Source organism: Vibrio comitans, assembly GCA_024346835.1.
In the GTDB taxonomy this organism is placed as follows: Bacteria; Pseudomonadota; Gammaproteobacteria; order Enterobacterales; family Vibrionaceae; genus Vibrio; species Vibrio comitans.
Genome location: AP024866.1, coordinates 1,924,653 through 1,937,375, shown reverse-complemented (window position 1 = coordinate 1,937,375; position 12,723 = coordinate 1,924,653). Strand labels below are relative to the sequence as shown.

At 44.1% G+C, this 12,723-nt stretch carries 13 protein-coding genes; 8 read left to right on the top strand and 5 right to left on the bottom strand.

Annotated elements, in window-relative coordinates; all coding sequences use genetic code 11:
• The first annotated feature begins 89 nt into the window (after nt 1–89).
• Nucleotides 90–2,054, top strand: a complete 1,965-nt coding sequence (locus OCU46_RS08860) for a TonB-dependent receptor domain-containing protein (RefSeq protein ID WP_141268509.1) — start codon at nt 90–92, stop codon at nt 2,052–2,054.
• 74 nt (nt 2,055–2,128) lie between these two features.
• Here OCU46_RS08860 and OCU46_RS08855 read toward each other — a convergent pair whose 3' ends face one another.
• From OCU46_RS08855 to OCU46_RS08840, 4 genes are all read right to left on the bottom strand, one after another.
• Complete coding sequence (locus OCU46_RS08855; protein ID WP_141268507.1) at nt 2,129–3,181, bottom strand: DUF2955 domain-containing protein; 1,053 nt, start codon at nt 3,179–3,181, stop codon at nt 2,129–2,131.
• The gene (locus OCU46_RS08850) at nt 3,171–4,343 is read right to left on the bottom strand and encodes an HlyD family secretion protein (protein WP_141268505.1); all 1,173 of its coding nucleotides are present in this window, start codon (nt 4,341–4,343) and stop codon (nt 3,171–3,173) included. The genes OCU46_RS08855 and OCU46_RS08850 overlap by 11 nt, the downstream gene beginning before the upstream one ends.
• A gap of 103 nt (nt 4,344–4,446) precedes the next feature.
• A complete protein-coding gene (locus OCU46_RS08845; protein ID WP_141268503.1) occupies nt 4,447–5,595 on the bottom strand; it encodes a DUF481 domain-containing protein in 1,149 nt (382 codons plus the stop codon).
• Nucleotides 5,596–5,692: 97 nt separating this feature from the next.
• Nucleotides 5,693–5,962 (bottom strand): hypothetical protein, encoded by a 270-nt coding sequence (locus OCU46_RS08840; RefSeq protein WP_141268501.1) that lies wholly within the window; start codon nt 5,960–5,962, stop codon nt 5,693–5,695.
• 220 nt (nt 5,963–6,182) lie between these two features.
• Between OCU46_RS08840 and OCU46_RS08835 the strand changes: the two genes are divergently transcribed.
• Complete coding sequence (locus tag OCU46_RS08835; protein ID WP_141268499.1) at nt 6,183–6,599, top strand: CBS domain-containing protein; 417 nt, start codon at nt 6,183–6,185, stop codon at nt 6,597–6,599.
• Nucleotides 6,600–6,824: 225 nt separating this feature from the next.
• The gene (gene udp / locus OCU46_RS08830) at nt 6,825–7,595 is read left to right on the top strand and encodes a uridine phosphorylase (protein WP_141268497.1); all 771 of its coding nucleotides are present in this window, start codon (nt 6,825–6,827) and stop codon (nt 7,593–7,595) included.
• A gap of 61 nt (nt 7,596–7,656) precedes the next feature.
• On the opposite strand, the gene OCU46_RS08825 is transcribed toward udp, so the two are convergent.
• Nucleotides 7,657–8,817 (bottom strand): Card1-like endonuclease domain-containing protein, encoded by a 1,161-nt coding sequence (locus OCU46_RS08825; protein ID WP_141268495.1) that lies wholly within the window; start codon nt 8,815–8,817, stop codon nt 7,657–7,659.
• A gap of 226 nt (nt 8,818–9,043) precedes the next feature.
• Here OCU46_RS08825 and hinT point away from each other — a divergent pair, with 226 nt between their 5' ends.
• The 5 genes from hinT to ycfP all read left to right on the top strand — a co-directional run bounded on the left by hinT (nt 9,044) and on the right by ycfP (nt 12,562).
• Nucleotides 9,044–9,394: a purine nucleoside phosphoramidase gene (gene hinT, locus OCU46_RS08820; protein WP_141268493.1), complete on the top strand. Its 351-nt coding sequence runs from the start codon at nt 9,044–9,046 to the stop codon at nt 9,392–9,394.
• Between the two features lie 8 nt (nt 9,395–9,402).
• Entirely contained in the window at nt 9,403–10,797 is a 1,395-nt protein-coding gene (locus tag OCU46_RS08815; RefSeq protein ID WP_371858827.1) for a COG3014 family protein, read from the top strand.
• Nucleotides 10,797–11,186: a YcfL family putative periplasmic lipoprotein gene (locus OCU46_RS08810; RefSeq protein WP_141268489.1), complete on the top strand. Its 390-nt coding sequence runs from the start codon at nt 10,797–10,799 to the stop codon at nt 11,184–11,186. The genes OCU46_RS08815 and OCU46_RS08810 overlap by 1 nt, the downstream gene beginning before the upstream one ends.
• 9 nt (nt 11,187–11,195) lie before the next feature.
• Nucleotides 11,196–11,786: a penicillin-binding protein activator LpoB gene (gene lpoB, locus OCU46_RS08805; protein ID WP_017029724.1), complete on the top strand. Its 591-nt coding sequence runs from the start codon at nt 11,196–11,198 to the stop codon at nt 11,784–11,786.
• A 236-nt stretch (nt 11,787–12,022) separates the two neighbouring features.
• Entirely contained in the window at nt 12,023–12,562 is a 540-nt protein-coding gene (ycfP, locus tag OCU46_RS08800; protein WP_141268487.1) for an alpha/beta hydrolase YcfP, read from the top strand.
• Nucleotides 12,563–12,723 lie beyond the last annotated feature (161 nt).

Genomic DNA, 12,723 nt, shown 5'->3' with positions numbered 1-12,723 from the left:
TGCATTCGGTTGTGTTTGGTAAGTATGGCCACTGTCGAGTATGTTAATGCGAAACATTATCATTATTATTACGAAAAGCAGTGGTATCCATGTCAACTCGCACCAAAGTCTCTACTGCCATACTCGCAGTTCTGTCATCTTCGGCGTATGCCAACGAAGAAATGAAAACTGATGAGCAGATGGTAGTTACAGCTACACATACAGAAACCTCCGTCATCGAAGCTCCAGCAACCATTTCTGTCATCACCGCGGAAGAATTGATGGCAGAACCAGGTACAGCTCTTAACGATCTAGTAAAGAATATTGCTGGTGTTGAGAGTCAAATGGATGGTGGGCGCGCAGGTAGAGAGATGATCTCTATTCGTGGTATGGACTCAAAGTTCACAATGATCTTGGTTAACGGTCGTAAACTAAGCTCTTCGAATGCTATCTTCCGTGGTAATGACTTCGACTTGTCAACAATTCCAAAAGAAAGCATTCAGCGTATTGAAGTTATTCGTGGTCCAATGTCTGCATTGTACGGTTCAGAGGCGCTTGGTGGCGTAATTAACGTGATCACCAAAAAGCCAGAGAATGAATGGCGTACTCAATTTAACGCCGATTACGGATATCGCGATGATGACGATGGTGGTGAATACTCAACTGGCTTAAGCACATCTGGTTCACTGATTGATGACACTCTATTTATGTCTTTTTCTGTCAGTCAAAGTGCGCGTGATGCTTGGAATCCTTATACCGGTATCGCGACAGGTAACAATGGCGACTATGACCGCTCAGAGGCAACCGCACTTGAAGAGCGCGATACACTGGCGCTAACGGGTGGCTTATTATGGTATATCAACCAAGACCACGACCTTTCTTTCGACTTTACCTACTCAGATGATGACCGCGAGGGCGTGATTGAGTCGACTGCAGGATTGACCGAGTCAGACCAGCGTGTGAAGCGAGACACTCAAGCGGTTACCTATAACGGTGTATGGGATTGGGGTGATACGTTACTGCGCTATAACCGCGACGCGGTCGTAAGCAAGGATAATCACAACACGACGTTGGGCTACTACGACATCGATGAAGTGAACCACTCTGTGAATGGTCATGCCACTACTTACTTGAATGATCATACGGTTACTTCAGGTGCTGACTGGAACTATTCAGAGCTGAATAACCCAGACAGCCTAACCCAAACGGGTACAGCGAGTGTTAACCAGTATGCTCTGTTTGTGCAGGATCAATGGGCGCTAGCTGATGATTATACGTTTACCTTTGGTACTCGTGTTGATATTCATGATGACTTTGGCGCGCACTGGAGTCCGCGAGCTTACTTGGTTAATAATTTCAGCGACAAGATCACCATCAAGGGTGGTGTAGGCACTGCATTTAACGCGCCAACACTGCTTCAATTGTCTGAAGAGAACATTATTACTAGCTGTAAAGGCAGTTGCCAGGTCGTCGGTAACCCTGACCTAGACCCAGAAACGAGCATCAGCTATGAAGCTTCGGTTGCGTATGTGGATATGAGCTGGCAGGTAGAAGCTGGTATTTTCCGTAATGAAATCGAAAACTTGATTGAGCAAGACCGAGACAACCCTGTGGGCAACGTCGGCGGCTTAGATGTTTACACTTACAAAAACGTAGACGAAGCTGTGATTCAAGGCTTTGAATTCTCAGCACGCTATGAAATCACCGAGGCTGTGAATCTTCGTGGTAACTATACCTTCTTAGATACTGAAGATAAGACTACCAATGAAGCTCTTGAAGACCGTCCTGACCACTCAGCGATGGCGCGACTAGGCTGGGCGGTGAATAACGATTTAGACACCTTTATTCGAGTGAACTATACAGGTGAGACCATCATTTCTAATGATGACAATGTATCTCGTCCTTCATTCATTACAGCAGATCTAGGCGTAAATTACGCGATTCATCAGCAGTTCAGGTTGCGTGCAGGCGTTCAGAACCTTACCGATGAGCGCTTTGACGAGGTAGAGGTAACCTCTCGCGGCTACGCTATCGACCCAAGAACTTGGTATGTGGGTATGACCGCTGACTTCTAATAAGTCGTCAACCTATTAAAAAAGCCCACAGCTGATATCAGTTGTGGGCTTTGTTGTTATTGGAACGCAGGGTGCTAGCTCGGTTTCTTTTTATCAAATACAAAGGCATCTAGGACTCGCAGTGCAACAATAATGTAGAGTATGGCTAGTGATATGAAGAATATCCTTGAGACTAACGCGCTGATAAAGTCAGAGTCGGCACCCATGTTGCCGTTGATCAAAACAATGATGCACGTCATCGCAGAGCCGTAGTATTTGCCTCTAGGGTTAGATGAAAAAATATTCATGCCCATATACAGCGCGATACCAAACATCAAAATGATGAAAAACTGAAACAGCGGTACCGCCACCAACCCCCAATAGAACACGAACGCAATCAGGCCACCGAGTATGGTGGAGATAAGAGAATTTCGTCCCGCTTCTTTACCCGCACTTAGCTCGGGTTTAAGAGTAAACATGGCAGCAAAAATCATCGTCAGCAGCAGATCGGTACGGGCAAAGGTGATGCAAAATGCCACTATCGGGAAAGCAACCAAGGTACTCTTTAAGGCAAATTGTGCAGCCACTGGCGAGTAGACGTTTTTAAATGGAGGAGGAGAGGGCAGCGTGATCTTATTAGTATCGGGAACAACAAAATGCAGAACAAACACAAACAGCATCGCGGCCCATGCAGATGCGACAAATCCAAGAGAAAAGCCTATCGCTAGTCCTTCAGACATGTAAGTCAACATTGGCAAAATTAACATCGAAAACATAGACATTAACGTTAACCAAAATGAGCCCCCTCGGTTGAGGTAGTAATAGATATTGAACAAGGCCAAAAACATTAAGATCAAGAAGATCACAGGAAACTTGATCAATACCACTGAAAAAAACAGGCCGAAGCTAAATCCCTTGACGGTGTTAAATAATCCCACCCCAAGCTGTTTTGGGGTCATTTGAGGGACTGGCATTGACAGCAGAAGGGTTGTGAAAATAGGGAATAGGAAAGCGAGTGGCCAATTAAAAATGTAGGCAATCGCAGCTGAGGTGGACACCCCTACTGCAAATCGAAGCTGTTTAACCATTGTCGCATCTTGCAATGCGAGCTTGATGTTTGAACTTTGGGAGCGAGTCTTAGTAGACATAGGAGATCCAGCTCAACAAGCGAATGTACACTTTTGCTATTCCATTTAGCACAAAGTTATTGCTGGTGTAGAACTGAACATCAGCTTGTCCACCTACACGACGTACACCTGTTGGCAGTTCTTCTTCAAAAGAGATAACAACGGGAAAACGCTGAGGATCACGAAGCCAGCCTGAACTCGATTTTACTGTAACTAACCCGCCTACGGCGTCATTAGACCCACTGGCGACGGCAAAGCCAATACTTCTTACGCTACCTTTGTAGATCTTACCTGGGGTAATGTCTAAAGAAATGTCGACCGGATCGCCAATCTTCAGATTAGCTAAGTTATTTTCTTTAAGGTTAGCCTCAATCCAGACATCATCTGCGTCAATAAAGGTCAGTACCGGTGCGCCTGGATTAGCGTAGTAACCCACATCCACTTGTAAGTTAGTGATGCCACCAGTAGTGGGTGCAAGAACCTGTGTTCTGCTCAAGTCTAGCTGTGCTTGCTTGAGCTTAGCCATTGCCGTTCTTATTCTTGGGTTGGCTTCGCCCTCAGCGCCAAGAGATTGCTTTGCTTTATCAAGGTTAGCCTCTGCGCTGTTAACTTGTGCTTTAGCTTGCTTAATCGCAGCACGTGCTTTATCGCCATCGGACTTTGAGTAGAGCTTACGTTGCTCAAGTTCGAATACGCGAGCACTTTGCACATTGACGTGCTCTAAATTGGTTTGAGCTTCTACCAGCCCTGCTTGTGCCGTGACTACACTTGCCATACCAGCCCCGATTTCTTGACCGGCAATTTCCAATTCAGATTCAGCAAGCTCTACATTTAATTCGTAGTCTGCAGGATCGATTCGAAACAGGGGTGAACCGCGTTGTATCACATCATCTTGGGAGACGTTGACCTCAAGTATTTTCCCTGAAACCTGTGGAATAATTGGAATAACGTATGCTTGTACGCGAGCTTCATCGGTCCAAGGAGTATGTCTGTCAGCAAACAAATACCAAACGAAAATGAGGCCGACAACAATGAAGACATTACGTGTGATTTTTTTTACCGGATCATGCTGGTCTTGCGGGGCTTCTGTCTCAGCTTGTGGGGCGCTTGCTTGCTCTGCGGCTGGCTGAGCCTCAGCTTCTGGTTGTGATTTTTCGGTTTGATTTTCTTTTTGGTCGCTCATGTTTACCTCTAACATCCATTTTTAGGTAAGTATCACGTTATGAATATGTGAAATATCGTTACATTTTATGTGCTTATGGCAATGATGTATAGCACCAGTGTGCTTAAAATTCGTATTCAATGCCTACGGTAAACACGATATCCGTGGCTTCTGGCTGATTTCCGTCCTCATCTGCAATAGGTTCTATGGTGTTGTCGATAACGGTAATCAGCTCTAAATCAAAGTCATCGATGAGCTCAATATCAAATCCAGTTTCGATGCGCTGAATAAACTTACCTGATGCATCGTTCACGACTTTAGCGTCATAAATGAGAAAGAACTCCAGATCGGACGTAATGTCATATTCAAAATCAAGACCAAAGGCCAGCACAGGAGACACTACTTGGTCTTCCTCGCCTGCTTCTACGTTAACAAACTGGGTATACTGAACACTTGGACCGGCATAGACATTGAGATCCATTCCTTTAATGTCGATGACTTCATAGCCAAGAGCGACACCCAAAGAGGTCTGGTGGTCAATGTTCCTAAATTCATCGAGAATCAGATCGTAGCTGGGTAGTGTGAAGTACAATTTTTTTGAGTAGTAATAGTCGTATTTTGCCGTCACACGATGGTTATCTTCTGTGGTCACGCTAGAACCTGTGATTTCTTCACGAACTTCTTCGTATACCCCGCGATAGGTGACGTTAAAACGTCCTGAACTGATTAAGTAGCGTAGGTCACCGCTAATGTAATAATCAAAACTTTCCGTGTTACCTGATTTGAAATTTAACCCGGCACTGATCTCCCCGATCCATAAGCTCTCACCACTTTTCTCGGAGGGTGAAATAGACAATATGTTTTCCCTTGGATAGGTAACAGAAGGAAGCTCCATCAAGTAGACATTTTGTTCATCAATGACAATATGCCCCTCTATGATGGTGCCATCGAGAAAGCGCAACTGCATGACGTCTTTGGTTCTTAACTCCTTAATATCCTTCATTTTCACTTTATGGACGCCCACTTCATCACTATCAAACTCAACGCGTTCGTCATACATAGCAATGATGTCACCACCAAGAAGTTCGCCTTTGTGGACGAGTAGCCAATCAAATTTTGTGGGTACAGAGGGAACTTCAATGAACCAAGCAGGGGCGGTCAGTTCGGGTTTTTGGTCAGAAGAGTCTAGCTCTGACTCAGCGAGGCAAGTAGAAGAGAGGGCAATGGCGCAGAAAGCGGCGCTAATTTTCTGTTTGCGAGACGTCATTGTCATAATGAAACCAAATCCTTGTGTTCCATTAAAATTAGACTATTTCTCGTTAAAAAACAGTGAGTTTGTTAAATAGTTTTAGGCAATTGTGCTAGGGCAATTACTTTACCCTCATTAGTTGATGTTCTGCTTTTGACAGCTTAAAAACTCGAACTTGTGAAGGCTTCATTTGCTCAACCGATTCAAGCATCTCTTTTGTGTAGTCTCTGCGTTTCATCCATTCAAGGTGTTCTTTAAAGTTATCCTCACATATGACAAAGGACTCATCTTTAAAGCGGCTTTCTTTAACGTGAACGACCCAAACTCTCGATTGAAACTCACTTAGCTCTGAAAGCCACTTTTTAGTAGAAGAGAATATTTGATTAAACATGATATAGAGCCCAAGAAAACAGCGTATAACTTTATCAGATTTGGTTACGCTAAATACAGGAAGAGTTTAGGCTTTGGTCTAGCGTTTTGAACATCTAATGCTTTTCATTGAGAGTTGAAAGAATGGGGTTATTACTGAAATAGGTAAAAACAATTTAGTAAATTCTCAAATTTGGTCGACACTTAACAGGTAGAGTGACGTTGTGTGGAAGGAGTCCAGAATGCAGTCATTAAAAGTTAAAGATTATATGAACCATCAAGCAGTTACATTTACCCCAGGTATGTCATTGTCTGCAGCACTGGAAAAAGTTTTGCACTCCACACATGTGGGTGGACCGGTTATCAACGAAAAAGAAGAAGTGGTGGGATTCTTATCAGAGCAAGATTTGCTCGATAAGCTCATTAAGGTGAGCTACCACTGCCAAGACACACACATTGTCAGCGACTGCATGTATAAAGAAGTACTATCAGTGACCCCTGAGACTTCAATTATTGATTTGGCGTCAATGATGCAAGTAGGCAAGCCGAAGGTGTATCCGGTGATTGACGCTGGAAAACTGGTAGGCATTATCTCACGCAGTGACGTTCTTAAAGCGGTAGGTGCATCGATAGATTTATGCTTTAAAAATCCAATCTAGTTTTTGATGCCTTTGATGTGAATCAGATATGCCTCGATTTTTCGAGGCTTTTTTGTTTTTGAACTGCGTGGTAACCCTTTTCTTATTCTAGAATGTGATAGCAACCGTTTAACCTTGAAACCACTCCAACTAGGTAATCGATAATCGTGATCATAGTCACAATTGGTCGTGGTTATATTGTCTAGAGTAGTCGCTAAATAATGACCACATTAGAAGGGTATTGTGATGACCACTGAACAAAACGTGTTTCACTTGGGCGTAAATAAAAATGATCTGCAGGGCGCAACATTGGCCATTATTCCGGGTGATCCGGACCGTGTTAAGCGTATTGCTGAATGTATGGACAACCCAGTGTTTCTTGCCAGTCATCGAGAATACACCGTTTACCTCGCTGATCTTGCAGGTAAAAAAGTGGTTGTATGCTCTACGGGTATTGGTGGTCCTTCAACTTCCATTGCAGTAGAAGAGTTGGCTCAGCTTGGCGTGGATACGTTTTTGAGAGTGGGCACAACAGGTGCAATTCAGCCTCATGTTAATGTTGGAGATATGATTGTAACCACAGGCTCTGTGCGTCTTGATGGTGCCAGCTTACACTTCGCACCAATGGAATTTCCTGCGGTAGCCGATTTTAATATTGCTCTGGCGATGAAGGAAGCTGCACTTAGCGAGAAAGCCACCGTACACACGGGTGTGACAGCATCGAGTGATACCTTTTATCCTGGTCAGGAACGATATGACACCTTTAGCGGCCGCGTGGTTAAGCGATTCCAAGGTTCCATGCAGGAATGGCAGGACATGGGGGTTTTAAACTTTGAAATGGAGTCTGCAACCCTACTGACTATGTGTGCGAGTTCAGGGCTTCGAGCAGGTTGTGTTGCTGGGGTGATTATCAACCGAACTCAGCAGGAGATCCCTGATCAGTCGAAGATGAAAGAGATTGAAGGACTATCTATTCGCACGGTCGTGGAAGCGGCAAGGCGTGTACTTGAGTCTTAGTTCTGAGAGTTAAATGATTAAAAAAGGCCTGATTCAATCAGGCCTTTTGCTCTTTAAGGGGTTAGATCAGGTCTGTTCCACCTGCTTTGATTAACCACTCTCGTAAATGGCTTCTCAAATCTTTTAGTTCCTCAGGGCCAATCAAGCCAAGCCCAAGATCCATGGCTCGGGTAATGTCGTTATAGCGCAGAGGTCTAAAACTGACTAGCATCGCTCGAGCTTGTAATCCACCAAGTAGATCGCGCAAGGATTCAAGCTTGTAGAGTGTATCGTCACCGTCATCACGCATACCCTTAGTCTTACACTCAATGATATGCAGTTTGTTATTCACAACAGTGGCGACGTCCAGTTCATTGCGAACTTCTTTTTCGCCAATCTTACGCGTCACTTGAACATTCAAAGAACAGTCTTGAATGGTGGTCAACTCTCTTTGTACACATTTAACCTGTGTATGCACATAAGACTCTAGCCATTCACCGTTAGAGAAGCGCCTTGCTTGTTCTGAGCGGAAGGTCAGTACGCCGTTGCTGTAAGTAGCCAATTCAGAATCAACTAAATCTTGAAGCAGGATATTAAGCTCTCGGTAGCCTTGCTGCTTTTCTGACAGAGCCACATCAAGCTTTTGCTCTTTGCGACAGGTGGTAGCTAAGAAATTGAGTGTGGCAAGGCCTGGACCAAGCTCTAGCGCGTTGCTTGCCCATTTTTCACAGATCTTAAGTAGCGTATCGTCAATTTGGATAGCGTCATTGGGATCGGGGAACTCTGCCTGAGCACCAAAAATCGTCAGATAATCGGCAATGGTGATGTGGTCTTGCACCTGAGCGTCTTGCAGGCCGTCGGGGTACAACCAACTAAGACTATCGGTATTGGGCTCAACTACAAAAATAGGCCATCTGTAGCTGCGCACGACTTCATAGACTGAAAGTAAACGGTGGCGAAGTCCGCAGCTTGCATTAAGTTTGATTTGTTCACCCGTGAGCTTTAAGCGCTCAGCCAACTGGATGATTTCTTTCTTTATGATGGCGGTATTGGAGACGTTGGGGATCTCAAAAAACTCACTCTTGATACCGCGCATACCAAGTACAATGCTCAGTTTATCGAACATAGGTTTTTGAGAAGAGTCGCCTATAAATATTGTATGACGACTTGAGGCTCTATCATCGAGCAAAGGGGTGACCAATCTGATCGGGTCTTTGTCGATAATACCAATTTGAATTGGCATAAGGGGTCCTTCTTTTTTAATTGTTATAAGATTCGTGTAACCGAATGCAACTGACATCTTATCTTTATAGATAGCGAGGATGTCTAAAAATTACAATTGCTTACACTAATCTTAGTTTCCAAATTTGAAAAGGTACTCCTTTATTATTTTACGCCTCAGGAAGTTTGCATTTATCTAGGTAATGATACAATCTTGATACAACTACGGAACGGGCTAGAGAAATACCATGGCTGAAGAAACTATTTTTAGTAAAATCATACGTCAAGAGATACAAACTGACCTAATTCATCAAGATGACTTGGTGACCGCTTTTCGCGATATTAATCCGCGAGCTCCTTCACACATTCTGATTGTTCCCAATCATGTGATCCCAACCGTAAACGACGCTACAGAAGAAGACGAGCGAGCGCTAGGCCGCATGTTTACCGTAGCCGCAAAGATCGCTAAAGAAGAAGGTATTGCAGAAGATGGCTATCGCCTTATTGTGAACTGTAATTCTTTTGGCGGCCAAGAGGTCTATCATATCCACATGCACCTTGTAGGTGGTAAGCCACTAGGCCCAATGTTGGTTGGTTAATGTTGGCGTTGAATAAATCAATTCGTTTTTGTTTGATTGTGATGAGCAGCGCAGTAATCACTGCCTGTTCTTCTCTTTCTGCTGGTAATTTGTTTAGCCACTATACCGCCCAAAACAAATCTGTTTATCAAGCCGTGCAGGCTGGTGATTATGTAACGGCGCAAGAAAAACTCCCTGATTATCGAGCGGGCGACATTCTGGATAATATGGAGAAAGGGCGCGTTAATTTCTTGGCTTCCACGTATCCAGCCAGTAAAGCGTCTTTTGAGCTGAGCGATAGAGCGGTACGTGAATGGCAAGACCAGGCGCTAATTTCTGTCAGTGATACTGCTACCAGTGTTGGCGCTTTGGCCGTTAATGACAATATTACCAATTATGAGCCTGCGGACTATGAACTGGGCTTTTTGCATTTATATCTGGGGTTAAATTACATCCAGATTAATAGTCTTGAAGGGGCATTGGTCGAGATGCGCCGTGCCAACCAAGTGCAAGAGCGTGCTAAACGACAAAGAGAATCTGATCTTAAGTCAGCAGAAGCTGATATGAAGAAAAGTGGTTTGAGTCCAAACTTGGGAAGCGTTTTGTCTCGCTACCCAGATGCTGGAGACAAACTAAAAGCGGTTCAAAATGGCTATTTATTGTATTTGTCAGCACTGCTGTATGAAACACAAGGCGACCCTAACAGTGCTTACGTCGATTATCGCCGCGCACTTGCAGTGGCACCGGATAACAGGCAAGTCATTGATGGAGCGCTTAGAGTGGCAACCCTGTTGGGTATGCGACAAGATCTAGAGCTACTAACCAAACAGTATGGACCTTACCAGCCTCTACCTAAAGGCGAGGGACGCGTGATCATCCTAGATGAACGAGGCGTGGTCAAAGCGATGGATGATTGGCGAATCACCATTCCTGTTAAGGATAGTCGCGGCGATGTTGGTTTCTATTCGGTTGCGCTGCCGTATTACAATAATAATGCGGGTCAACGATTTGGCGCATTGCAGCTGGATGGCAAAGGCATTGACGGAGATGAATTAGTCGACGTTAATCTCATGGCTAGCAACCAACTGACGGAGCAAATGCCTAAGATTCTACTGCGTCAGGTTTTACGCACAGTAACAAAAGATCGGTTGCGTAAAGAAGCAGCAAACGGTGATGATGTAACCAATGTTTTGTTTAACGTTTTTAATACTCTAACGGAGCAACCGGATACTCGCAGTTGGCAGTCTTTGCCAGCCGAGGTATACAGTTCAGGTGCTACACTAGAAGTAGGTTCTCACCAGTTAACTGTGGCAGGAACGAGTCACGAGTTTTCTGTACGAGAGGGTGAGACTACCTTAGTATGGCTATCAAGACAGGGTAGTAACGTGACAATATGGCACAAACAATTGGGAGCGATACAATAATGAAAAAACTGGCGCTACTGTTCGTGGCTCTTGTAGCACTGGCAGGCTGTTCTCAAAACACTGCAGGCTTAAGAGTGGATGGAAAGAGTCAAAAGGTACTCTTTGGCGATAACGTATTAGGCAGTCGCCTTATCGTTGATGATATTGCGACGGTAGAAAAAGACGGCCGCACTAGAGGCATAGTGACGGTGAGCAGTACTTATAAGGCTGATTTACGTATCCAATATCGCTTTTATTGGTACGACGACAATGGGCTAGAAGTAAATACCAAGCCTTCAGCTTGGAGACAAGATGTAGTGAGAGGTTTCGAGACACGAACCTTCTCTGAAGTTTCAATCCATCCGGAAGGGACTCAGTTTAGAGTACAAATCCGTGAGTCGGACAACTAAGGAAATAAGATGAAAAAAAGTGTAGTTGCGTTATTAGGCCTAGCTGTCATTCTTGGTGGCTGTTCAAACAAGGTAAACTATGGTGACGCGCAAGCTGTAGAAACAACGACCGTTGATTTTGGGTCTACAGATCTGCAGAAAATTGCCGGTGAAATGGTAGATAGCATGCTTAACTCAGGTTCAGTAGCAGCGATTACCAAAGATCAGCGTCCGATTGTGTTTGTAGAGCGTATCAAAAACAAAACCAGCGAGCACATTGATACCGAATCGATTACCGATTCTGTAAGCACAAAAATGTTGAACTCTGGTAAGTTCCGTTTTGTGGATATGGACCGTGTCGAGTCAGTACGTAAGCAGCTTAACTTCCAAAACAATGATGAGCTTGTTGATCAAAGCAGCGCGATTCAATTTGGTAAGATGGTGGGAGCGCAATATATGCTTTACGGCAACCTATCAAGTATCGTAAAAGATGCGGGTAGTGATAAAGACGTGTACTACAAAATGACCATGCGTTTGATGGATCTAGAGACCGGCTTGATTGAATGGGCTGATGAAACTGAGATTCGTAAGCAGCAGTCTAAGAGCTTGTTTGGACTGTAATTTTAGCTTAAGCGTTAGAGGCCAGCAGTTTGCTGGCCTTTTTTATTTATCGCAGCTAGGTTTGTTGTTATCAATAATTTCTTCAATACTTGATGTGGCTCAAGAAATGGCAGCAACAATTTCCATTCGACAACTTCTTATTGTCTGAATACGTGTTAGATTTAAATGAGTAGTGACTATTTTCGGCAGCTGATATATCTCAACCAGTGGCTGTCAGCATTTACAAGGAAGGCTCCATGATTATCTATCTTCACGGCTTTGATTCAACTAGCCCAGGTAACCACGAGAAGGTACTGCAACTTCAGTTTATCGACGAGGACGTACGTTTCATCAACTACAGTACGTTGCATCCTAAGCATGATATGGCACACCTTCTAAAGGAAGTGCACAAAGCCATCGAGTCATCAGATGATAAGAATCCAATTATCTGTGGCGTAGGCCTTGGCGGATATTGGTCTGAGCGTATTGGTTTCTTGTGCGGTATTAAGCAGGTGATCTTTAATCCAAACTTGCACCCAGAGCGCACCATGCAAGGCCGAATTGACCGCCCAGAAGAATATGATGATATTGCCACTAAATGTGTAGAGCAGTATCGAATTAAGAATAAAGACCGCTGTATGGTGATACTGTCGAAACATGACGAGATCCATGACAACACGGTAACCGCTGATGCGCTGGAAGACTACTACCAGATCGTTTGGGATGAGCATGAGACACATAAGTTCAAGAAAATCTCTCAGCATCTACAATCGATTAAAGCATTTAAGAATGCTTAACAAGACAATTCATCCATTTTGATTTAATGAGACCTGCCTACGAGCAGGTCTTTTTTTATGCAAATAGTGCAATGATCGTTCTTAATCGACCAATATAATGACAATTTCATTACAGTAATTGGGGTTATTTGTGGATTGTTGGTTGCTCAGTTAGTCGAATT